The organism is Gordonia sp. VNK21 (assembly GCF_046098115.1).
Taxonomy (GTDB): domain Bacteria; phylum Actinomycetota; class Actinomycetes; order Mycobacteriales; family Mycobacteriaceae; genus Gordonia.
On record NZ_JBJURU010000007.1, the window covers coordinates 121,918 to 143,911 of the forward strand.

Genomic DNA, 21,994 nt, shown 5'->3' on the forward strand with positions numbered 1-21,994 from the left:
GAACGGGCTCCTCGACATCCCCTGTGAGGGCGGTGGTCATCACCACTGTTTGCAGGAGAGAACTGACAATGCGTTTTTCCGCCACTGTCCCGGGTATTGCGCGCATCGGCGCCTACCGGGAACTGAAGAGGGCCGTCGAAGGTTACTGGGCCGGCCGCATCGACCGCACCGCGCTCGAGGAGGTCGCCGCCCGGATCCGCCGCACCGGCTGGCAGGAGCTGCTCACCGCCGGACTGGACTCCATTCCGGTCAACACCTTCTCGTACTACGACCAGATGCTCGACACCGCCGCCCTGCTGGGCGCGCTCCCGCCGCGGGTGGCCGGCATCGACGACGACCTCGACCGCTACTTCGCCGCCGCGCGCGGCGGTGACGGCGTCACCCCCCTCGAGATGACCAAGTGGTTCGACACCAACTACCACTACCTGGTGCCGGAGATCGGCCCGGACACCGTCTTCTCCCTCCACCCGGACAAGGTGCTCGGCGAGCTCGCCGAGGCCACCGCGCAGGGCATCCCGGCACGGCCGGTGGTGATCGGGCCGATCACCTTCCTCGGACTGTCGAAGGCCGTCGGCGGCGGCGCCGATCCGCTGACCCGGATCGACGAGCTGCTGCCGCTCTACCGCGAGCTGCTCGGCGCCCTGAAGCAGGCCGGCGCTCAGTGGGTGCAGATCGACGAGCCGATCCTGGTCACCGACGCCCATGACGGTCTGCCGGACCTCGCCGAGCGCATCTACACCGAGCTCTCGGCCGTCCCGGAGCGTCCGGAACTGCTGGTGCAGACCTACTTCGGCGATGCCCGCGAGGCCCTGGCCGCGCTCGGCCGGACCGGTGTCGAGGCCGTCGGCGTGGACCTGGTCTACGGCTCGGCCGAGACCGTCGCCGCCGCCGGTCTGGGCGAGAAGCTGGTCGTCGCCGGGGTGGTGGACGGCCGCAACATCTGGCGTACCGATCTCGACGCCGCCCTCGAGACCCTTACCGGCCTGTCCGGCGCGGTCGGCGCCCTGGCGGTGTCCACCTCGTGTTCGACCCTGCACGTGCCCTATTCGCTTGAGCCGGAGACCGACCTCGACGACGCGCTGCGCGGCTGGCTCGCCTTCGCCTCGGAGAAGTTCGCCGAGGTCGTGGCCCTCTCCCGGGCCCTCGAGCACGGCCGGGCCTACCAGGCCAAGGCCTTCGACGCCGCCCGCGATGCGCTGGCGAGCCGGACCACCGATCCGCGCGTGCACGTCGCGGCCGTGCGGGATCGGCTCGCCGCGCTGACCCCGGCCGACTTCGCCCGCCCGGAGGCGGCCGGACGCCGGGAGAGCCAGCAGGCCTCGCTGGGGCTGCCGCAGCTGCCGACCACCACCATCGGCTCGTTCCCGCAGACCGTCGACATCCGCAAGGCCCGGCAGGCGCTGCGCAAGGGCGAGATCGACGGCGAGGCCTACCGGACCGCGATGGAGGCCGAGATCGCGTCGGTGATCAAGCTCCAGGAGGAGCTGGAACTGGACGTGCTGGTGCACGGCGAACCCGAGCGCAACGACATGGTGCAGTACTTCGCCGAGCAGCTCGACGGCTTCTTCGCCACCGCCAACGGCTGGGTGCAGTCGTACGGCTCGCGGTGTGTGCGGCCGCCGATCCTGTACGGCGACGTGGCGCGCCCGGACCCGATGACGGTCGGCTGGATCACCCACGCCCAGTCGCTCACCCAGCGCCCGGTCAAGGGCATGCTGACCGGTCCGGTCACCATCCTGGCGTGGTCGTTCGTGCGCGACGACCAGCCCCTGGCCGACACCGCGAACCAGGTGGCGCTGGCCATCCGGGACGAGACCACCGATCTCGAGCGCGCCGGTGTGGGCATCATCCAGGTCGACGAGCCGGCGCTGCGCGAACTGCTGCCGCTGCGCTCGGCGGACCGGCAGGCCTACCTGGACTGGGCCGTCGCGGCGTTCCGGCTCTCCACCTCCGGGGTCGCCGACGAGACGCAGATCCACACCCACCTGTGCTACTCGGAGTTCGGTGACGTGATCGGGGCGATCGCCGACCTCGATGCCGACGTCACCTCGATCGAGGCGGCCCGCTCGCATATGGAGGTGCTCGACGACCTCAACGCGATCGGCTTCGGCAACGAGGTGGGTCCGGGCGTCTACGACATCCACTCCCCGCGGGTGCCCGACGCCGGCGAGATCGCCGCCTCCCTGCAGGAGGCGCTCGCGGCAGTGCCCGCTCAGCGGCTCTGGGTGAACCCGGACTGCGGCCTGAAGACCCGCACCACCGCCGAGGTGACCGCGGCGCTGCGGAACCTGGTGACCGCCACCAAGCAGGTCCGCGCCACCCTGGGCTGACCGCGGCCGCTTCGCACTTCCGGCAAGCCGGACAGCTGTGCCCGGGATCCGTCGACGGGTCCCGGGCACAGTGGTTCAATGGCGGTTGAAGCACTCGCGGCCGCCCGGTTGCGACCGCCTGTGGAGGTCCACCACGGGAGGGTTGCCATGGTCAGGTGGCTTGCGGTGATCGGGCTCGGCGTCGTCGGCGTCGCGAGCCTCGTCCCGGTGGTGCTGGTCTCGCCGTGGTGGCTGCTGCCGGCGGTGCCGCTGCTTGTCCTCGCCGCGATCGGCGGCTACGACCTCGGACAGCGCCGGCACACCATCCTGCGCAACTATCCGATCCTGGGGCATCTGCGATTCCTGCTCGAGGCCCTGCGCCCGGAACTGCAGCAGTACTTCATCGAGCGCAACACCGACGGTACGCCGTTCGACCGCGACACCAGGACCACCGTGTACGAACGCGCGAAGAACATCAAGGACGTCGATCCGTTCGGCACCGAACGCGATCCGACGGCGATCGGCTACGAGTTCGTCCAGCACTCCATCGCCGCCCGCCCGGCACCGGAGACCACCCCGTGCGTACGGATCGGCGGGCCGGACTGCCGCAGGCCCTACGACATCGCGCTCTACAACGTCTCGGCGATGAGTTTCGGTGCGCTCTCGGCCAATGCGATCCTGGCGCTCAACGGCGGCGCCGCCCGCGGGGGTTTTGCACACGACACCGGTGAGGGCGGACTGAGCCGGTACCACCTGCGGCCCGGCGGGGATCTGATCTGGGAGATCGGCACCGGATATTTCGGCTGCCGCACCGCCGACGGCGGCTTCGACCCGGAGCTGTTCGCGCGCAACGCGAATCGGGCACAGGTCAAGTGCATCTCGATCAAGCTCTCGCAGGGAGCCAAACCCGGGCTGGGCGGGGTGATGCCCGGCGCCAAGGTGACCGCGGAGATCGCCGAGATCCGCGGGGTGCCGGTCGGGCAGACCGTGGTCTCCCCGCCCGGCCACAACGCCTTCCACACCCCGATCGGCCTGTGCCGCTTCATCGCCGAGCTGCGCGAACTCTCGGACGGCAAACCGGTCGGCTTCAAACTGTGCGTGGGCTCGCGCAGTGAGCTGCTCGGCATCTGCAAGGCGATCCGGCAGACCGGGATCGCCCCGGACTTCATCATCGTCGACGGCGCCGAGGGCGGTACCGGCGCCGCGCCGATCGAGTTCGAGGATCACGTCGGCATGCCGCTCACTCAGGGCTTGATGACCGTGCACAACGCGCTGGTCGGCACCGGGCTGCGTGAGCAGATCCGGATCGGCGCCTCCGGCAAGATCACCAACGGCATCGACATCGTCAAACGGATCGCCCAGGGTGCCGACTTCACGCTGGCCGCCCGGGCGATGATGATGGCCGTCGGCTGCATCCAGGCCCAGCGCTGTCACACCAACACCTGCCCGACCGGGGTGACCACGCAGGATCCGCGGCGCGCCCGCGCCCTCTACGTCCCGGACAAGACCGCCCGGGTGTTCCATCTGCAGCGCAACGTGGTCGACAACGCCACCCAGCTGGTCGCCTCGATGGGACTCGACGGCTTCGACCAGCTCCGCCCCTCGATGGTGATGCGCACCGTGCACGCCAACCGGGCGCAGTCCTACGCCGAACTCTACGAGTGGCTCTCCCCCGGCGAGCTGCTCACCCATCCGCCGGAGTCGTGGCGTTCGGACTGGGAGTACGCCAGCGCCGAGTCGTTCGTGCTCGCCGCCGAACACGGCGACGGCCCGGGGTGGCGGCCCGTGACGCACACTCACGGCCCGCTCGCCACCTGAACCCGGTCCGCACGTTCGGCGCGGACCTCGTTCAGCGCCAGGCGAAGAGCGGCTGTTCGAGATCGCTCACCCGGACTCCGCGGCCGCGGACCACCACCTCGCCGAACTGGTGGATGATCGCCGCGGTGGGCGCGTGCACCCAGCGGCCGATGATCGGCATCCGGATCACCGGCCGGTCCGACTCCTCGATCAGGTCGAAGGTCGGCCGGGCCGCGGTCTCCTCGAGGGTGACGAAGAAGGCCTGCTCCACCTCGTCGGGGTTGGGCCGCACCTGCGGCTGCGCGTCGGACCAGCAGACGATCGGGGTGATCAGATACCCGGACCGGGTGGCGAAGTCGTCGAGCATGCCGATCACGCTCTCCGGGCCGAGCCGGATGCCGAACTCCTCCTGCAACTCGCGCAGCGCCGCATCCTGCACGGTCTCCCCCGGATCCAGCCTTCCGCCCGGAAGTGCGAACTGGCCGGCGTGGTTGCGCATGGTCGACGGCCTGCGGGCCACCCAGATCCCCTGGTCCATGCCCGCCCCCGGATGCGTGTCCGGCCGCCGGGTGACGGTGACCGCCACGGCCGACCGGCGCAGTCCGTCGCCGGGAAGCTCCCGGCGCCGCCACCGCGCCAGCCGGCCGACGGCCAGCTCCCGGGACAGTTCCATACGGTCCTGTCTACCCGATCCGGGAGCCGGAGTGCGCCGGCCAACCGAAGCCGGCGCCGTCTCATCCGACCTGCACCAGCAGGTCGCCCGGCGAGACCTCGGTGGCTCCGCGGGCTACGACCCGCTTGACCACACCGGCCACCGGCGTGGTGATCGAGGCCTCCATCTTCATCGCCTCGATCGTGGCCACGACCGCACCCGCCGCGAGTTCATCCCCTTCGGCCACGGTCACCGTGACCACGCCGGCGAACGGTGCTGCCACCTGACCGGGGTCGTCGCGGTCGGCCTGTTCGGCGACGGCCACGGTCACCTCGGCGCTGCGGTCACGCACATACACCGGCCGCAGCTGGCCGTTCATCGTGCACATGACGGTACGCATGCCGGACTCGTCGGCCGGGCTGATCGCCTCGAGCGTGATCACCAGCTCCACGCCCTTCTGCAGCCGCACCCGGTACTCGAGGCCGGGCTGCAGTCCGTAGAAGAACTGATGGGCGGCCAGCCGGGAGGTGTCCCCGTAGCGCCGGCAGTGCTCGGCGTAGTCGGCGGCCGGGCCCGGGAAGAGCAACCGGCTCAGCGCCGTTCGCCGCGCCTGCCCCGGTTCGGCGAGCGCCCGCCGGTCGGCGGGGGCCAGATCCTCCTCCCGCGCCCCGGCCGCAGCCCGGCCGGCCAGGATCTCGCTGCGCAGCGGCTCCGGCCAGCCGCCCGCCGGGGTGCCGAGCTCACCGCTCAGGAAGCCCACCACCGAGTCGGGCACGTCGTACGAGCCCGGCGCTGCGGCGAACTCGTCGGCGGTGATGTGCTGGGCCACGAAGGAGAGCGCCAGGTCGCCGACGACCTTGGACGACGGGGTCACCTTGACCGGCCGCCCGAGCAGCCGGTCGGCGTCGGCGTAGGCGTTCTCGACCGCTTCGAAGCGGTTGCCCACGCCCAGCGACACCGCCTGCTGACGCAGATTGGACAGCTGACCGCCGGGGATCTCGTGCTCGTACACCCGGCCGGTCGGCGAGGGGACGCCGGACTCGAACGGCGCGTACACCTTCCGAACGGACTCCCAGTAGGGCTCGAGGGAGGTGACCGCCGACAGGTCGATTCCCGTGTCGTAGTCGGTGTGGGCCGCCGCGGCGACGATCGCCGAGAGCGCGGGCTGGCTGGTGGTGCCGGCCAGCGCGGCGCTCGCCCCGTCCACCGCGTCCACCCCGGCCTCCCAGGCGGCGAGGTAGGCGGCCAGCTGGCCACCGGGAGTGTCGTGCGTGTGCAGGTGGATCGGCAGATCGAACTCGGACCGCAAGGCTCCCACCAGCTTCCGGGCCGCCGCCGGCCGCAGCAGGCCGGCCATGTCCTTGATGGCCAGCACATGGGCTCCGGCGCCGACGATCTGCTCGGCCAGTCGCAGGTAGTAGTCGAGTGTGTACAGGTCCTCGGCCGGATCGGCCAGATCCCCGGTGTAGCTCAGCGCCACCTCGGCCACCGTGGTGCCCGTCTCGCGGACCGCGTCGATCGCCGGCCGCATCGCGTCGACGTCGTTGAGTGCGTCGAAGATCCGGAAGACGTCCACACCGGTGCGGGCCGCCTCGTCGACGAAGGCCGTGGTGACCTCGGTGGGATACGGGGTGTACCCGACGGTGTTCTTACCGCGCAGCAGCATCTGCAGACACAGGTTGGGCAGAGCCGCACGCAGCCGGGCCAGCCGCTCCCACGGGTCCTCTTTGAGGAAGCGCAGCGCCACATCGTAGGTGGCCCCGCCCCAGCACTCCACCGACAGCAGCTGCGGGGTCAGCGCCGCCACGTACGGGGCGACGGCGACGAGCCCGCTGGTGCGCACCCTAGTGGCCAGCAGCGACTGGTGCGCATCCCGGAAGGTGGTGTCGGTGATCGCCAGCTGCGGCTGCTCGCGCAGCGCCCGGGCGAAGCCCTCCGGGCCGAGCTCGTCGAGCCGCTGCTTCGAACCGGCCGGCGGCTGAGCGAGCAGGTCCGGGTCCACCTCCGGCAGTTTGGCGTGCGGGTGCACCGGGGTCGGCAGCTCGCCGTAGGGCTTGTGCACGGTCACGTCCGCCAGGTAGGCGAGCAGCTTGGAACCGCGGTCGGCGCCTTCGGTGGCCTCGAGCAGCTGCGGCCGCTCGTCGATGAACGAGGTGGTGATCTTCCCGGCCTGGAAGTCGCCGTCGGCGAGGACGGCGCGCAGGAAGGCGATGTTGGTGGTCACCCCGCGGATGCGGAACTCGGCCAGCGCCCGCCGGGCGCGGGTGACCGCCGTCGGGAAGTCGCGGCCGCGGCAGGTGAGTTTGACCAGCATGGAGTCGAAGTGGCCGGTGATCTCGCTGCCCAGGGCGGCGGCCCCGTCCAGCCGCACCCCGGCGCCGCCGGGCGCCCGGTAGGCGGTGATCTTGCCCGTGTCGGGCCGGAATCCGCCGGCCGGGTCCTCGGTGGTGATCCGGCACTGCAGCGCCGCGCCGCGGATGGTGAGCCGGTCCTGGGCCAGGCCCAGGTCGGCGAGCGTCTCCCCCGCGGCGATGCGCATCTGAGCACCGACCAGATCGACGTCGGTGATCTCCTCGGTGACGGTGTGCTCGACCTGGATGCGCGGGTTCATCTCGATGAAGAAGTGCTGACCGCGCTCGTCGAGCAGGAACTCCACGGTACCGGCGCAGGAGTAGCCGATGTGCTGTGCAAAGCGCACCGCGTCGGCGCAGATCCGTTCCCGCAGAGCCGGATCCAGATTCGGTGCCGGTGCGATCTCGACGACCTTCTGGTGCCGGCGCTGCAGGCTGCAGTCCCGTTCGAAGAGGTGGATCACCTCGCCGGTCGTATCCGCCAGGATCTGCACCTCGATGTGCCGCGGGTTGACCACGGCCTGCTCGAGGAAGACCGTCGGATTCCCGAAGGCGGCCGCGGCCTCCCGGGATGCGGCACCGATGGCATCGGCCAGGTCTGCCGGATCGGCCACCCGCCGCATGCCGCGGCCGCCACCGCCGGCCACGGCTTTGACGAAGACCGGGAAGGTCATCGACTCGGCGGCGGCCAGCAGCTGATCGACGTCGTCGCTCGGTTCGGAGCCGGCCAGCACCGGCAGTCCTGCGGCCCGGGCGGCGGCCACCGCCTGCTGCTTGTCACCGGTCAGTTCCAGCACCCGTGCGTTCGGACCGATGAACGTGATCCCGGCGGCCTCGCAGGCGGCGGCCAGCTCCGGATTCTCCGACGAGAATCCGTAGCCGGGATAGACCGCGTCGGCACCGCTGTCGGCCGCCACCCGCAGGACCTCGTCCACCGACAGATACGCCTGGACCGGATGTCCGGGCTCTCCGATCAGGTAGGACTCGTCGGCCTTTCCGCGATGGATACCGCCGAGATCTTCCTCGGGATACACCGCGACCGTGCCCGCACCCAGCTAGCTCATAGGCTGCGCGGAAGGCACGCACCGCGATCTCGCCGCGGTTGGCCACCAGGACTTTCGTGAACATGGTTGCCTTTCAGGCGGGAATGGGTCGCTGGACCGGGCCGTCGTAGGCCGAGAGCGGCCGGATCAGCGCGTTGGAGGCCGTCTGCTCGATGATGTGAGCAGTCCAGCCGGTGATCCGGCTCATCACGAACAGCGGGGTGAACATCGGGATGTCGAAGCCCATCAGGTAGTAGGCCGGGCCGGTCGGGAAGTCCAGGTTCGGCTTGATCCCGGTGCGCTCGTCCATCGCCGCCGCCAGCTCGTGGTAGATACCCAGCCACGTGCTGTCCCCGGTGTGCTCGGCCACCTTCACCAGCGCGTCGTACATGGTCGGCACCCGCGAGTCGCCGTTCTTGTAGACCCGGTGCCCGAAGCCCATCACCTTCTCCTTGGCGTCGAGCTTGGCGTTGAGCCAGTCCCGGGCCCGCTCCGGACGGTCGATGTCGATCATGTCGTGCATGACCGCCTCGTTGGCGCCGCCGTGCAGGGCCCCCTTGAGCGCACCGATGGCCGCGGTGACCGCGCTGTAGATGTCCGAGGTGGTGGAGGTGACCACCCGGGCCGCGAAGGTCGAGGCGTTGAAGCTGTGTTCGGCGTAGAGCACCATCGACTGGTTGAAGGCGTCGACGATGACCGGGTCGGGCACCGAGCCGAAGCACATGTTGAGGAAGTTCTCGGCGTAGCCGAGCCCGTGATGCGGGGCGATCGGTTCGAGGCCGCGCCGGCGCCGCAGATCGGCGGCGACGATGGTCGGCAGCACCGCGAGCATCCGCAGTGCCTTGTCCTTGTTGGCCTCCGGCGTGGGCAGGTCCTCATCGGGATCCTCGCTGCCCAGGAAGCTCACCATCGTGCGGACGGTGTCCATCGGATGGCAGTTGTCCGGAATCCGCTGCAGCACCCCCATCGCGGTCCGGTCCAGCCGGCGGTTGGCCCGCTCGCGCTGGCTGAACAGCGCGAGCTGCGCGTCGGTCGGCAGCTCACCGTTCCACAGCAGGTAGGCGACCTCCTCGAAGCTCTTGGTGGTGGCCAGGTCCTGGACCGCGTAGCCGCGGTAGGTCAGGCTGTTGGTCTCCGGGACCACCTTGGAGACCGCGGTGGTGTCCACCACGACTCCGGCGAGCCCCTTGTAGATCTTCTGGTCGGCCGGTGCCGACGCCGTCGTCGAAGTCGTCATGACTGCTCTCCTGGTCGGACGTAGGTGAAGATGGACGAATCGAAGTCGTTGTAGTCGGCGTAGCGCAGGTACTCATAGAGCCGGGCCCGGTGCTGCATGCGGTCGAGGATCGCCTCCTGGGTGCCGTCCTCGGCGATCTGCTTGAGCCCGGTCTCCACCGCACCCATCGCCAGCCGCAGGGTGGTGACCGGATAGATCACCACGTTGAAGCCGATGTCCTTCAGTTCGGTGGTGGTCAGCAGGGCCGACTTGCCGAACTCGGTCATATTGGCCAGCAGCGGGGCGTCGACCGCCTCCCGGAAGCGCCGGAACTCGTCGAGATCGGCCAGAGCCTCGGTGAAGATCAGATCGGCGCCGGCGTCCACGTAGGCCTTGGCCCGCTCGATGGCGGCGTCGAGTCCCTCCACCCCGCGTGCGTCGGTCCGCGCGCAGATGATGAAGTTCGGATCCCGGCGGGCGCCCACGGCCGCCGCCAGCCGCTTGATCATGGTCTCGGCCGGCACCACCTCCTTGCCGTCGAGGTGCCCGCAGCGCTTGGGGTTGACCTGGTCCTCGAGGTGGCAGCCGGACAGTCCGGCGTCCTCGAGTGCGGCGATGGTGCGCGCGGCGCTCATCGGCTCGCCGAAGCCGGTGTCGGCGTCGATCAGCGTCGGCAGGTCGGTGGCCCGGGCGATCAGCCCGCCACGCTCGGCCACCTCGGTGAGGGTCGTCAGACCGATGTCCGGCAGTCCGAGGTCGGCCGAAAGGGCCGCGCCCGAGACGTAGACGCCTTCGAAACCGGCTTCGGCGACGATCTTGGCGACCAGCGGCGAGAAGGCGCCCGGCCAGCGCTGCAGCCGACCGGAGTCCAGTGCGCCCCGCAGGTTCGCCCGCTTGTCGGTGTCACTGACAGATGAGGAGAACAGTGCCATCAGAGGATCCCCTCTCCGGTGGCCGGAGCCTGCGAGAGCACCTGGTCGAGTACGCGCACGTTCAGCGCGCCCAGGCCGCCGGCCGGAATCTCGGCCAGCCCGGTGGCGGCGGTGGTGAAGCGCTCCTGCTCAGCCGGGTCCACCACGTCGCGGGCCATCCGGGCGAACTTGTCCAGGTACTGCTCCCGGGCGAACGGCCGGGCACCGAGCGGATGGGCGTCGGCGACGGCCAGTTCGTCGGTGATCACCTCGCCGTTGCGCAGGGTGATCACGGCGCGGGCGCCGAAGGCCTTCTCGTTCGGGTCGGTCGAGTGGTACCGGCGGGTCCACTCCGGATCCTCGACGGTGGAGATCTTGCGCCACAGTTCGACCGTCTCCGGGCGGTTCGCCCGCTCGGGGGCGTACGAGGCCTCGTGATCCCAGGTGCCGTCTTCGAGGGCGACGGCGAAGATGTACATCACCGAGTGGTCGAGGGTCTCGCGGCTGGCGCTCGGATCGAACTTCTGCGGGTCGCCCGAGCCGGTGCCGATCACGTAGTGGGTGTGGTGGCTGGTGTGCAGCACGATCGACTCGATGTCGTTGAGATCGGCGATCTTCCCCCGCATTCGGCGGGCCAGGTCGATGGGCGCCTGGCTCTGGTATTCGGCGGAGTGCTCCTTGGTGTAGCTGTCGAGGATGGCGCGCTTGGCTTCGCCCGGGCCGGGCAGCGGCACGGTGTAGGTCTTGTCCGGTCCACCGAGCATCCAGGCGATCACGCCGTCTTCACCCTCCCAGATGGGGGCCGGGGCACCCTCGCCGCGCATGGCCCGGTCGACGGCCTCGACGGCGATCTTGCCGGCGTGTGCCGGGGCGTAGGCCTTCCAGCTCGAGATCAGGCCCTTGCGGGACTGGCGGGTGGCGGTGGTCAGGTGCAGCGCCTGACCGATCGCCTGGTAGATGGTGTCGATCTCCAGGCCGAGCATGGTGCCCAGGCCGGCGGCCACGGACGGGCCGAGGTGGGCGACGTGGTCGATCTTGTGCTCGTGCAGGCAGATCCCGCGGACCAGGTCGATCTGCACCTCGTAGGCGGTGGCCAGGCCGCGGATCAGGTCGGCGCCGGTGGCGCCCACACGCTGGCCGACGGCCACCAGTGCCGGAATGTTGTCGCCCGGATGGGAGTATTCGGCGGCCAGGAAGGTGTCGTGGAAGTCCAGTTCGCGTACGGCGACGCCGTTGGCCCAGGCCGCCCATTCGGGGGCGTAGGTGCCGTCGATGCCGAAGACCGTCGAGCCGCCGTCGATCGGGCGGGTCTGGGCCTGGCGGCGGGCGCTGGTGACCGGCCGGCGGGCCACCGAGGCCGCGGAGACGGCGGCGTTGTCGAGGATGCGGTTGATGATCATGCCGGCCACGTCGTCGTCCACCGGAACGGGGTCGACGGCGATCTGGGCGATCTTGTACGCCAGATGCTCTGTGGTCGGGAAGTCGTCGGAACTACGTCGGGTGCGTACCTCGTGATTGATCATGTTCGCACCATACGCAGATCCGTCGAATCCATGAAAGACCTGGCAAATGCGTATTTCTGCGGATCTTTTGCATCGATTCTGCGAATGTTGCGGATGTTCGGTGCGTTAACCTGAGGTCATGGCGAAGACCTTCGTGGGAGCCCGGCTGCGGCGGCTGCGCGACGAACGAGGCATCTCGCAGGCCGCCCTCGCCCGGCGCCTGGACCTGTCGACCACCTACGTCAACCAGCTCGAGAACGACCAGCGGCCGATCACGGTGCCGGTACTGCTCACGCTGACCCGCGAGTTCGATCTGGCGCCGGACTTCTTCGCCGCCGACGGCGATGCCCGGCTCGGCGCCGACCTCGCCGAGGTGCTCATGACCCACCACGAGGGGGCGGTCAGTCAAGCCGAGGTGAGCGAACTGGTCTCGCGGATGCCCTCGGTCGGCCAGACGCTGGTCGAGCTCCACCGCGAACTCGCCGCGGCCACCGCGGAGCTGGAGAGCTACCGCAGCCGCGGCAGCGACCCGGCCGGCGACGAGACCCGCCCCAACGCCCCCTTCGAGCAGGTGCGCGACTACTTCTACGATCGCCGCAACCACATCCCCGAGCTCGATCTGGCCGCCGAGGAGCTGTTCGCCGACTTCGGCCTGCGCATCGGGGGCCTGGATCTGCAACTGGCGCAGGTGCTCTCCGAACACTTCGGCATCCAGGTGAGAATCGCCGAGGCCGGTTCCACCGACGCCGCCGCGGCGACCCCCAAACGCCGCTATGACCCGGCGACGCGCACCCTGACCCTGGCCCGCCGGCTCACCACCGGCCAGCGCGCTTTCCAGCTGGCCACTCAGCTGGCCCTGGCCGGCCAGCGCGAGCTGATCGACCGGCTCGTGGCCGAGGCGGCCGCCCCCTCCTCCGATCACCGCACCAGCGAGCTGGCCGAGAGCTCGATGCCGGTGGCCCGCACCGGCCTGGCCAACTACTTCGCCGGCGCGCTGCTGCTGCCGTACACCCAGTTCGCCGCCGCCGCACGCGAGTTCCGCTACGACGTCGACCTGCTCGGCCGGCGCTTCGAGGTGGGCTTCGAGACCGTCTGCCACCGGCTGTCCACCCTGCAGCGGCCCGGTGATCGCGGGATCCCGTTCATCTTCGTCCGGGTCGACAAGGCCGGGAACATCTCCAAACGCCAGTCCGCCACCGCCTTTCACTTCTCCCGCGTGGGCGGCAGCTGCCCGCTGTGGGTGGTCCACGACGCCTTCTCCGCGCCGGGCCGGATCCTCACCCAGGTCTCCGAGATGCCCGACGGGCGCAGCTACTTCTGGCTTGCGCGGACCACCGATCCGGTGCACGGCGGGCACCTGTCCACACCGTCGAGCTTCGCCGTCGGCCTCGGCTGCGACCTGGCCCATGCCGACGAGCTCGTCTACGCCACCGGCGTGGATCTCAGCGAGCCGCGCACCCGGGTGCCGATCGGCGCGGGGTGCAAGGTGTGCGCCCGGCCGGCCTGTCCGCAGCGGGCGTTCCCGCTGCTGGGGCACTCCATCCGCCACGACGAGACGGTCAGCGCCGCGGTCCCTTATCAGCCGGTCCTCTGAGCCCGGAGCGGCGCCGGATCAGCCGGCTGCGCCGCCCCGCCAATGGTGCACCTCCAGGGCCGCGGCCACGGCGATCGGCTGCTCGTCGAGATCGATCGGCAGCAGTTCGCGGGCCTTCTCCAGCCGGCGCACCACCGTGTTGCGGTGGGTGTAGAGCCGCTGAGCGGCGACGCTGGCATTGCAGTGGGCGGCGAACCAGACGCGCAGGGACTCGGCCAGTTCCGGCGGCGCCGAGCGCAGGTCGCCGAGCGTCTCGGAGAGGAAGTCGTCGAGCCGGCCGGCATCGTCGCTCATCGCATCGAGCAGCCGGACGTCCTCATAGCGCGCGTGCCGCCGCGAGCCCCCGCCGGTGAGCAGCCGGTGGGTGGTCAGCGCCTGGAAGTGGCTGCGCCGGAAGCCCTCCCGATCCTCGTCCGCAGACCCCAGGGCGACGGTCACTCCGGGATGGCTGCGCAGGACCTCCGGCACCGAGTGGACGCGGCCGGGAAACCACACCCAGTTCTCGTCGGCACCGGAGAGCACGGTCAGCCGGCGCGGCAGACCGCTCGCGGTCATGATCGCCTCGCCGACGGTCTCCATCTGCTCGGCCGGCACATTCGGCGCGCAGGAGATCACCGCGGCGCAGTGCGGTCCGGACAGCCGGTAGCCGAGCTGCTCCGAGGCGCGATCGTCGGCGATCGGCGCCCCCTCGAGGACCAGGGCCGCCGCCGCGCGCCGTTGCGCATGCGTGCCGGCGGACAGCCGGTGCCGGGCCGCGGTCACCCGGGCGTTCATCAACCGGACCGAGTCGTCGATGAAGGTGGTGATCGACAGCGAGCTGACCTGCAGCAGTTCGCGCAGTTCCGCGGGATCGTCGGTGAGCGTGAAACAGATCTCCATCCAGTGGCGCCACGCGGTGTCCTGCGCGGTGCGGAAGGAGTCCACCGCACCGGTGTCGAGCCCCCGGCGCACCAGCTCGTGGACCAGCACCTCGGCATCCTCGGTGAGTCGCGCCGGGACCCGGGCACCCGGATTCTCCAGATTCGACTCCGCCCAGAGCAGCAGATTGCTCAGGTTGTTGCGGACCGCGATGGCCACGAGATCCTCCCCCAGCGAGACCTCCTCGAGTCCGGCGCCGCGCAGCGTGGCCCGGTTCAGTGCGTCGATCCACTCCGGCGGCGCGTCGATCACCTGTTCCACCCCGGCCCGGAGCAGCGCAGCGATCCGGGGCGACGGTGCGGGTAGCTCGGATGTCGATCGAGAAACCTCCATGTGTTCATAATGCACCACCACGGCATTGTCTGAGGTTGATATTGATCTTGCCATCGTTCGATGTCAACGAGCAGGATGGACCCAACACCTTCCGAACGGAGACCGCAGCCATGACCGAGACCACCCTCAACGCCGATCCCGCCCCGGCGCCCGACGACGGCCGGCCGGTGCTCGACGTCCTGATCATCGGGGCCGGCATCTCCGGAATCGGCGCCGCGCACTACCTGACCGTCGAACATCCGGAGAAGTCCTTCGCCATCCTGGAGTCGCGGCCGGTGGCCGGTGGCACCTGGAACCTCTTCCGCTACCCGGGCATCCGCTCCGACTCCGACCTGCACACCTTCGGCTTCGCCTTCAAGCCGTGGACCGACCCGCAGGCCATCGCCGACGCCCCGCGTATCCTCGACTACCTGCACGAGGCGATCGACGACGACCGGCTCGCCGACAAGATCCGCTACAACCGGCGCGCCGTCGCCGTCGACTGGTCCTCGGACGATCAGTACTGGCGGATCACTGTGCGGGACAACGATTCCGGCGAGACCGAGCAGGTCTTCGCCCGCTGGATCTACGCCGGCACCGGCTACTACAACTACGACCAGGGTTACAGCCCCGAGTTCCCCGGGCAGGACACCTTCACCGGGCAGATCATCCACCCGCAGCACTGGCCCGAGGACCTCGACTACGCCGGCAAGAAGGTGGTGGTGATCGGTTCGGGCGCCACCGCGGTGACCCTGGTGCCCTCGATGGCCGCCGAAGCCGGACATGTGACCATGCTGCAGCGCACGCCCACCTACGTGATCCCGCTGCCGCGCGAGGACGCCATCGCGAATGCGCTCAAGAAGTTCCTCGGTCCGCGGCGCGGCTACAAGCTGAGCCGGCAGAAGAACATCATCCAGCAGCGGGTGGTGTACGAACTCTGCCAGCGCTTCCCCGCACCGTCGCGGGCGGTCATCCGGCGCATCAACAAGTCGATGCTGCCCGGCGGATTCGACGTCGACACCCACTTCAATCCGCCGTACAAGCCGTGGGACCAGCGGCTGTGCGTGGTGCCCGACGGGGATCTGTTCAAGACCGTCCGGCAGGGCAAGGCCTCGATCGTCACCGACCGGATCGCCTCGTTCACCGAGAAGGGCATCCTGCTCGAGAGCGGCACCGAACTCGAGGCCGACATCATCGTCACGGCGACCGGCCTGAACCTGCAGCTCTTCGGCGGCATGGAGGTGCTGCGCGACGGTGAGCCGGTCCAGCTGTCGGAGGCCGTCGCCTACCGCGGCATCATGCTCTCCGGCCTGCCGAACTTCGCGCTGGCGATCGGTTACACCAACTCCTCCTGGACGCTCAAGGTGGACATGCTGTGCGAGTACTTCATGCGGCTGCTCACCCATATGGACGCCCACGGCTACAGCTCCGTCCAGCCGGTGCCCGATGCCGGGATGGAGACGCGCCCGCTGCTGGACTTCGGCGCCGGGTACGTCCAGCGCTCGATCGACTCGCTGCCCAAGCAGGGCACCGTCAAGCCCTGGCAGATGAGCATGAGCGTGGCGGCCGACATCCGGCAGCTGAGGCACGGCAGCGTCGACGACCGGTACCTGCAGTACACCGCCGCGCCGGTCGCCGCCGCCCGCTGACCGCCCCTGCCTGCCCGGTTCCCGAGACCGCTTTCGGTTCCCGAGGCTGATCCAACGGTCTCGGGAACCGAGACGTGTCTCGGGAAGCACCACGACGGTCTGTGGACGAACGCGGGCCGAACTGCTCCCCGTCGCCCCGGGCGTCTATGCCCCGGCGGAGGCGGTGCGCGACGACGGCGGCACCGTCCACCGGTCACGGCACATTCACGCGGCCCCGTTCGACGACGACGTCGTCGTGGTGGACGGTGTGACCCTGACCGGCCCGGCCCGGACCGCCGTCGACCTCGCAGTCGCGGCGCACGGCTTCGCCCAGGCCCTGACGGTCTTCGACTCTGCCCTGCGCGACGGCGTGGACAGGGCCGAGCTCGGACGGCTGCTCGAGTTCCGGCGTCGTCGCGGCATCGCGACGGCGCGCGCCGCGCTCGCCCGGGCCGACGGTCGCGCCGCCAGCGTCGGCGAGTCGTGGAGCCGCGCACAGATGATCGAGGCCCGCCTGCCGCTGCCGAATCTGCAGACCCGCTTCGTCACCGAGAACGGCGAGGTGTTCACCGACTTCGAGTGGGATCGGCGTCTGGTCGGCGAATTCGACGGCCTGCTCAAGTACGCGCGGGATCTGCGGCCCGGCGAGACCGAACGCGACGTGGTGATCCGCGAGAAGCTCCGGGAGGATCGGCTGCGCGACCTCGGCCTCGTCGTGATCCGCTGGATCTGGGCCGACCTCGAGCACCGCCGCGCCATCCCCCGCATCCGGCGCGCCCTCGACGCCGTCCGTCGGTAGGCCTCGGTTCCCGAGACCGTTTTCGGTTCCCGAGACTGATCAGCCGGTCTCGGGAGCCGAGACGTGTCTCGGGAGGCCTCGATCGGGGGCCGGAATGCCCTGCCGCGGGTGCGGTCGGCGTCCTAGCGTGGAAGGCACGGTCGATGAACGCCGTTTCCACCGAGGAGGTAGCACCCGTGAGTTACGAAGCCAAGATGATCATGCTCTCCACCGACGACCTGGACAGCTCGATCGCCTTCTACACCGAGACGCTCGGCATGGATCTGAAGTTCCGCGACGGCGCACACTTCGCCGCACTCGACGGCGGCCCGGTGACCCTCGCGCTGGCCACCGAGATCGATCATCCGATTCCGGGCAAGGTGGTCGTCGGCATCAAGACCGACGACGTCGACGCCGCCGCGAAGGCCGTCGAAGCCGGCGGCGGGGCCATAGTGAAGGGTCCGTACGACGACGCCCACGAGCGCCGTGTGGTGGTCTACGACAACACCGGCAACGGGCTGGTCTTCTACACCCCGCTCGGACGCTGACCAGGCCTGCGGAACGGCCGAGAGCGCTCAGTCGGCGAGCAGGCCCTTGGCCACGTGGGTCACCTGGATCTCGTTGGATCCGGCGTAGATCATCAGCGACTTGGCGTCGCGGGCCAGCTGCTCCACCCGGTACTCGGCCATGTACCCGTTGCCGCCGAAGAGCTGCACCGCCTCCATCGCCACCTCGGTGGCCGCGCGCGAGGAGTACAGCTTCATCGCCGAGGCCTGCGCCAGGGTCGGCGGCTTACCGGCCTTGCTGGCCTCCATCGCGGTGAACAGCATGTTCTGCACGTTGAGCCGGGCCACCTCCATCTCGGCGAGCTTGAGCTGGATGAGCTGGAACTTGGCGATCTCGGTGCCCCACAGCGTGCGCTCCTTGGCGTAGGCGATCGACAGCCGCTGACACTCGTTGATGATGCCCAGCGAGAGTGCGGCGATACCGATGCGCTCGGCGGTGAAGCCGGCCTTGGCGCCGGCCCCGCCGCGCTTGTCCTCACCGGTGTCCTCGGTCTCGCCGAGCAGCCGGTCCTTGGAGAGCCGGACGTTGTCGAAGAACAGTTCGCCGGTCGGCGAGCTCATCATGCCCATCTTCTTGAACGGCGGTCCCTGGGTGAGGCCCTCCATGCCCTTGTCGAGGACGAAGGTCAGCACCTTGCGGTCGCGGATGGGGGTGCCGTCGCCCTCGTCGAGCTTGGCGAAGACGACGATGGTGTCGGCGTACGGGCCGTTGGTGATGAAGGTCTTGTTGCCGGTCAGGATATAGTCGTCGCCGTCGCGGCGGACGGTGGTCTTCATGCCGCCGAGCGCGTCGGAGCCGCTGTCCGGCTCGGTGATCGCCCAGGCGCCGACGGTCTCCATGGTGGCCAGACCCGGCAGCCAGCGCTTCTTCTGCGCCAGGGTGCCGCGGCTGCGGATGGTCGAGGCGGCCAGGCCCATCGAGACGCCCATCGAACTGATCAGACCCAGGCTCACCCCGGCCATCTCCATGTTCAGGATCAGGAACATCGAGTCGGCCATCGCCGTGGAACCGCCGGTCGACGCCGGCTTCTCACCGGCCTCCTCGGCCTCGAGGTCGCGGGCCAGTTTCTCGGCGTTGAGGGTGTCCATGCCGAAGGTCTTGAGCATCTTGCGGGTGATGTCGTACGGCGGCAGCTGACCGGTTTCGAGTTCGTCGATGTGGGGGCGCACCTCCTTGTCGATGAACGCGCGCACCGCGTCGCGCACCATCAGGTCTTCTTCGGACCACTCGAACATCCCGGATCTCCTCCATAGTTGGAACACGTTCTAGATTCTGTTCTGACAGTAGCGTGAAGACCGTGACTGCAACACCACCACGTCCGGATCGCACCGGCCCGCTGCCGCCCGGACGCATCCACCTGCCCGACAGCCTGCGACGCGACTACCTCGACGCCGTCACCGACGTGGGCGACGAGGACCCGTCGGCCGCCGACGCGCAGGCCGCACACCGGGTCTGGGCCGCCGCCGAGCACTGGTATCAGGCCGGGACCCAGCCGGGTATCGGGATCTGCATCCGCCGCCGCGGGGTGCCGGTGCTCGACCGGACCATCGGCCACGCGCGCGGCAACGGGCCCGACGACGATCCCGGCATCGCGCCGGCACCGCTGCTCACCTCCACCCCGGTGTGCGTCTTCTCCGCAGCCAAAGCCCTCGCGGTGACCGTCGCCCATCTGCTGATCGAGCGCGGCCGACTCGATCCGGCGCAGCCGGTAGCCGATCTGCTGCCCGGGTACGGCCGCCACGGCAAGGGGCGCACCACCGTCGACCACGTGCTCACCCACCGCGCCGGAGTGCCGGTGATCACCGGCCCGCGGCCGGACCTGCGACGCAGCGAGGACAGCACGTACACCCGCGAGATGCTGGCCGGACTGTGGCCGGTCTATCCGCCCGGCACCCTGCACATGTATCACGCGCTGACCTGGGGGCCGCTCATGCGCGAGATCGTCGCCGCGGCCACCGGGCGCAGCATCCGGGACATCCTGGCCGAGCAGATCCTCGACCCGCTCGGGTTCCGGTGGACCAACTTCGGTGTCGCCGAACAGGATGTATCGCTGGTTGCGCCCAGCTACGTGACCGGACCGCCACCGTCGGGCGCCATGGATGCGGCCTTCGCCAAGGTGGTCGGCGGCGGGATGTCGGCGGTGGTGTCGACGGCCAACACACCGGGCTTCCTCACCGGCGTGGTGCCCTCGTCCAATGCCGTCTCGACCGCTGCGGAGCTCGCACGCTTCGCGGACCTGTTGCAGCGCGGCGGGGAGCTCGACGGGGTGCGCGCGCTGGCGCCGTCGACGATCGCCGCCGCGACCCGCCAGCGCCGCCGGCTGCGCCCGGACATCGCGACCGGCGGGGCACCGATCCGCTGGGGCACCGGGTACATGCTCGGTTCGCAGCGCCACGGACCGTTCGGCCGCGGCGCGCCGGATGCCTTCGGTCACACCGGCCTCACCCAGATCGCGGTGTGGGCCGATCCGTCGCGGGAGCTGGCCGTCGGGATCGTCAGCACCGGCAAACCCGGGCCGCACCCGGAAGCCGGCCGCTACGACCGGCTGCTGGACACCGTCAACGACGCCTTCGCACGGGGCTGACCCGGGCGTGCGCGGAGCCGCCCGGTTCGAGCCGGTACACACCGGCCGGGCGGACCGGGGTGGAGAAGTACGACGACGCCGACGAGCACAGCAGCGCCTGCGCCACCGGCGAGGCGACCACCAGAACGGTCTCGGCGGTCAGGTCACCGGCGGCGGCCCGGATGCGCTCGACGAAGGCGTGCACCGACTCTCCGCCGTGCGGCACGGCGTGCGGATCGGTGAAGAAGGGCTGCAACTGCGCTGGCGTCAGGTCTTCGGGCCGCCGTCCGCGCCAGCGGCCCACGTCCAGCGAGGCCAGAGTCTGAACCGGTTCACCGGACCAGCCGAGCAGTGCCGCGCTCTCCCGCACCGAGGTCTCCGGTCCGGCGATCAGCGCACCGGTGACGACGTCGGCCAGCGCCGTCACATCGGCGCGGCCGCGCTCGTCGAGCCCATCGTGTTCACCGCCGAACCGCACCGCCCGATTGGGGGCGGTGCGGCCGGCGACGATCAGCAGGGGCACGCAGCGATCAGGCGTCCACCAGGTCGGCGGCCGGCGGGTTCTTGGCCGCACTGCGCTTGGCGATGAGCGTCAGGCACAGGCAGAACACCGTCACCAGCACGATCCACAGCAGGGCCTGATTCGCGATGGCGTACACCCGGAAGTCGGCGACCACCTGGCCGGGGAAGCCGGGGGCGACGATCGTCCCGTCCGCCGCCTCGACCGGTCCGGGGATCTCCTTGAATTCGGGCAGCAGCGCTGCGGTGATGGTCACGCCGATCAGGAAGACCACCGTGCCGGCGATGCCGGAGACGATGCCGCCCAGACGGTCCCACAGGTACATGGCGATGACGACGGCGATCACGGCCAGCACCACCGAGACGAGGGTGATCGTCAGGAACGACGACGACCGCGAGCCGATGGTGTCCTCTTCACCGACGGCCGGCGGGTTGGGCGGGTAGACGAAGAAGGGCACGCCGATCACGGCGACGAAGCCGATCAGGCCGAGTGCGGTGGCCACCAGCCGGGGATCGGCCGAGGCCCAGCGCCGGCCCACGTAGGCCCACAGCACGGTGAAGGCGACGGCGAAGAAGGCGCCGATGCACAGGGCGAAGACGACGGTGCCGATGCCGGCGCCGATGTTCTCCTGCACGGAGCGGGTGAAGACCTCGCCGTGCTCGTGGCCGCCGGTCTCGCCGGCCAGCTTCTCCTCGGCGTGGCTGCGCACGTCCTCGTAGTCGATGGCCTTGGCCACCTGCGGCTCGATGTAGATGCGGGCGTAGATGAATGCGACGATGCCGGCGATCAGACCCGAGAGCAGGCCTGCGCCGATGAACTTGCGTTCCATTGTGGAGTTGTCCTTAACGATTCCGGTGGTGGGAGTGGGTGACAGCTGCCGTCAGTGGCAGGGGAAGCCCAGGAAGTGCCGGGAATCGTGGATGAACTCGTGAACGTGGGTGTCGCTGCCGAACACCGACACCGCCCCCTGGTCGTAGCCGAGGAAGTAGTAGGCCAGCGCGGCGACCAGCACGGTGGCGGTGAGCCACAGCGCCGCCTGAACGGTGTCGAGGTGCGGGACCGCGAGCGCGCGCGCCTGCTGGGCGCTGCTCTGATGGTGGGTGGTAGCGGTCATGGGCCGGGGTACCTGCTTTCCGGATCGTGCGTCCGATTCGTCGGCCGCGGTCGGCTTGATCCGCGGCGGCCCGACCCGGTTGTCTGACTGCCCGCAGCGTGGACGGCTGCGAGTCACAGTGGCGCGACCGTTCCGGATTCTCACCGGATTCCCCGCGTCAGGCTGAGATTCAGCTTAACCCCACGCGACCCGCCGCGTCAGCAGCCTCGTGCGCTGGGA

General features: G+C 70.0%; 17 protein-coding genes and 1 riboswitch. Of the genes, 7 read left to right on the top strand and 10 right to left on the bottom strand.

The window, feature by feature from the left end; all coding sequences use genetic code 11:
- Positions 1-68 precede the first annotated feature (68 nt).
- Together metE and ACJMNC_RS09485 are read left to right on the top strand one after the other, a co-directional pair.
- A complete protein-coding gene (metE, locus tag ACJMNC_RS09480; protein WP_408947700.1) occupies positions 69-2,330 on the top strand; it encodes a 5-methyltetrahydropteroyltriglutamate--homocysteine S-methyltransferase in 2,262 nt (753 codons plus the stop codon).
- A 147-nt stretch (positions 2,331-2,477) separates the two neighbouring features.
- Positions 2,478-4,127 carry an FMN-binding glutamate synthase family protein gene (locus ACJMNC_RS09485; RefSeq protein ID WP_408947701.1) on the top strand — a complete coding sequence of 550 codons (1,650 nt, stop codon included), beginning with the start codon at positions 2,478-2,480 and terminating at the stop codon, positions 4,125-4,127.
- Positions 4,128-4,158: 31 nt separating this feature from the next.
- Here the strand turns inward: ACJMNC_RS09485 and ACJMNC_RS09490 are convergent, their stop codons facing one another.
- From ACJMNC_RS09490 to prpD, 5 genes are all read right to left on the bottom strand, one after another.
- Positions 4,159-4,779 carry an NUDIX hydrolase gene (locus ACJMNC_RS09490; RefSeq protein WP_408947702.1) on the bottom strand — a complete coding sequence of 207 codons (621 nt, stop codon included), beginning with the start codon at positions 4,777-4,779 and terminating at the stop codon, positions 4,159-4,161.
- A 61-nt stretch (positions 4,780-4,840) separates the two neighbouring features.
- Positions 4,841-8,143: a pyruvate carboxylase gene (locus ACJMNC_RS09495; protein WP_408947703.1), complete on the bottom strand. Its 3,303-nt coding sequence runs from the start codon at positions 8,141-8,143 to the stop codon at positions 4,841-4,843.
- Between the two features lie 103 nt (positions 8,144-8,246).
- Positions 8,247-9,389 (bottom strand): bifunctional 2-methylcitrate synthase/citrate synthase, encoded by a 1,143-nt coding sequence (locus ACJMNC_RS09500; RefSeq protein ID WP_408947704.1) that lies wholly within the window; start codon positions 9,387-9,389, stop codon positions 8,247-8,249.
- Positions 9,386-10,300 (bottom strand): methylisocitrate lyase, encoded by a 915-nt coding sequence (prpB, locus tag ACJMNC_RS09505; protein WP_408947705.1) that lies wholly within the window; start codon positions 10,298-10,300, stop codon positions 9,386-9,388. The genes ACJMNC_RS09500 and prpB overlap by 4 nt, the downstream gene beginning before the upstream one ends.
- Positions 10,300-11,802, bottom strand: coding sequence for a 2-methylcitrate dehydratase PrpD (prpD, locus tag ACJMNC_RS09510; RefSeq protein WP_408947706.1), 1,503 nt, complete (start codon positions 11,800-11,802; stop codon positions 10,300-10,302). The genes prpB and prpD overlap by 1 nt, the downstream gene beginning before the upstream one ends.
- 118 nt (positions 11,803-11,920) lie before the next feature.
- On the opposite strand from prpD, the gene ACJMNC_RS09515 reads away from it, so the two are divergent.
- Positions 11,921-13,375: a short-chain fatty acyl-CoA regulator family protein gene (locus tag ACJMNC_RS09515; RefSeq protein WP_408947707.1), complete on the top strand. Its 1,455-nt coding sequence runs from the start codon at positions 11,921-11,923 to the stop codon at positions 13,373-13,375.
- A gap of 18 nt (positions 13,376-13,393) precedes the next feature.
- On the opposite strand, the gene ACJMNC_RS09520 is transcribed toward ACJMNC_RS09515, so the two are convergent.
- The gene (locus ACJMNC_RS09520) at positions 13,394-14,626 is read right to left on the bottom strand and encodes a PucR family transcriptional regulator (RefSeq protein ID WP_408947708.1); all 1,233 of its coding nucleotides are present in this window, start codon (positions 14,624-14,626) and stop codon (positions 13,394-13,396) included.
- Between the two features lie 110 nt (positions 14,627-14,736).
- On the opposite strand from ACJMNC_RS09520, the gene ACJMNC_RS09525 reads away from it, so the two are divergent.
- The 3 genes from ACJMNC_RS09525 to ACJMNC_RS09535 all read left to right on the top strand — a co-directional run bounded on the left by ACJMNC_RS09525 (position 14,737) and on the right by ACJMNC_RS09535 (position 17,559).
- Positions 14,737-16,254: a flavin-containing monooxygenase gene (locus ACJMNC_RS09525; RefSeq protein ID WP_408947709.1), complete on the top strand. Its 1,518-nt coding sequence runs from the start codon at positions 14,737-14,739 to the stop codon at positions 16,252-16,254.
- Between the two features lie 163 nt (positions 16,255-16,417).
- A complete protein-coding gene (locus ACJMNC_RS09530) occupies positions 16,418-17,032 on the top strand; it encodes a hypothetical protein (RefSeq protein WP_408947710.1) in 615 nt (204 codons plus the stop codon).
- 143 nt (positions 17,033-17,175) lie between these two features.
- Positions 17,176-17,559, top strand: coding sequence for a VOC family protein (locus ACJMNC_RS09535; protein WP_408947711.1), 384 nt, complete (start codon positions 17,176-17,178; stop codon positions 17,557-17,559).
- A gap of 27 nt (positions 17,560-17,586) precedes the next feature.
- On the opposite strand, the gene ACJMNC_RS09540 is transcribed toward ACJMNC_RS09535, so the two are convergent.
- Entirely contained in the window at positions 17,587-18,813 is a 1,227-nt protein-coding gene (locus ACJMNC_RS09540; protein WP_408947712.1) for an acyl-CoA dehydrogenase family protein, read from the bottom strand.
- 62 nt (positions 18,814-18,875) lie between these two features.
- On the opposite strand from ACJMNC_RS09540, the gene ACJMNC_RS09545 reads away from it, so the two are divergent.
- Positions 18,876-20,162, top strand: coding sequence for a serine hydrolase (locus ACJMNC_RS09545; protein ID WP_408947713.1), 1,287 nt, complete (start codon positions 18,876-18,878; stop codon positions 20,160-20,162).
- Here the strand turns inward: ACJMNC_RS09545 and ACJMNC_RS09550 are convergent.
- From ACJMNC_RS09550 to ACJMNC_RS09560, 3 genes are read right to left on the bottom strand one after another with little or no spacing between them, the layout of a single operon-like run.
- Entirely contained in the window at positions 20,137-20,664 is a 528-nt protein-coding gene (locus ACJMNC_RS09550; RefSeq protein WP_408947714.1) for a histidine phosphatase family protein, read from the bottom strand. The two genes, ACJMNC_RS09545 and ACJMNC_RS09550, sit on opposite strands and share 26 nt — an antisense overlap.
- Positions 20,665-20,671: 7 nt before the next feature.
- A complete protein-coding gene (locus tag ACJMNC_RS09555; protein WP_408947715.1) occupies positions 20,672-21,490 on the bottom strand; it encodes a CbtA family protein in 819 nt (272 codons plus the stop codon).
- A gap of 51 nt (positions 21,491-21,541) precedes the next feature.
- Positions 21,542-21,775: a CbtB-domain containing protein gene (locus ACJMNC_RS09560; RefSeq protein ID WP_408947716.1), complete on the bottom strand. Its 234-nt coding sequence runs from the start codon at positions 21,773-21,775 to the stop codon at positions 21,542-21,544.
- A 77-nt stretch (positions 21,776-21,852) separates the two neighbouring features.
- Positions 21,853-21,928, bottom strand: a riboswitch (cobalamin riboswitch).
- Positions 21,929-21,994: the final 66 nt, after the last annotated feature.

Bases quoted from the DNA above. Each gene is read 5' to 3' on its own strand.
- ACJMNC_RS09520 (WP_408947708.1), bottom strand. From the start codon at position 14,626: ATGGAGGTTTCTCGATCGACATCCGAGCTACCCGCACCGTCGCCCCGG.
- prpD (WP_408947706.1), bottom strand. From the start codon at position 11,802: ATGATCAATCACGAGGTACGCACCCGACGTAGTTCCGACGACTTCCCG.
- ACJMNC_RS09485 (WP_408947701.1), top strand. From the start codon at position 2,478: ATGGTCAGGTGGCTTGCGGTGATCGGGCTCGGCGTCGTCGGCGTCGCG.
- ACJMNC_RS09490 (WP_408947702.1), bottom strand. From the start codon at position 4,779: ATGGAACTGTCCCGGGAGCTGGCCGTCGGCCGGCTGGCGCGGTGGCGG.
- ACJMNC_RS09500 (WP_408947704.1), bottom strand. From the start codon at position 9,389: ATGACGACTTCGACGACGGCGTCGGCACCGGCCGACCAGAAGATCTAC.
- ACJMNC_RS09540 (WP_408947712.1), bottom strand. From the start codon at position 18,813: ATGTTCGAGTGGTCCGAAGAAGACCTGATGGTGCGCGACGCGGTGCGC.
- ACJMNC_RS09525 (WP_408947709.1), top strand. From the start codon at position 14,737: ATGACCGAGACCACCCTCAACGCCGATCCCGCCCCGGCGCCCGACGAC.
- ACJMNC_RS09555 (WP_408947715.1), bottom strand. From the start codon at position 21,490: ATGGAACGCAAGTTCATCGGCGCAGGCCTGCTCTCGGGTCTGATCGCC.
- prpB (WP_408947705.1), bottom strand. From the start codon at position 10,300: ATGGCACTGTTCTCCTCATCTGTCAGTGACACCGACAAGCGGGCGAAC.
- metE (WP_408947700.1), top strand. From the start codon at position 69: ATGCGTTTTTCCGCCACTGTCCCGGGTATTGCGCGCATCGGCGCCTAC.
- ACJMNC_RS09560 (WP_408947716.1), bottom strand. From the start codon at position 21,775: ATGACCGCTACCACCCACCATCAGAGCAGCGCCCAGCAGGCGCGCGCG.
- ACJMNC_RS09515 (WP_408947707.1), top strand. From the start codon at position 11,921: ATGGCGAAGACCTTCGTGGGAGCCCGGCTGCGGCGGCTGCGCGACGAA.
- ACJMNC_RS09535 (WP_408947711.1), top strand. From the start codon at position 17,176: ATGAACGCCGTTTCCACCGAGGAGGTAGCACCCGTGAGTTACGAAGCC.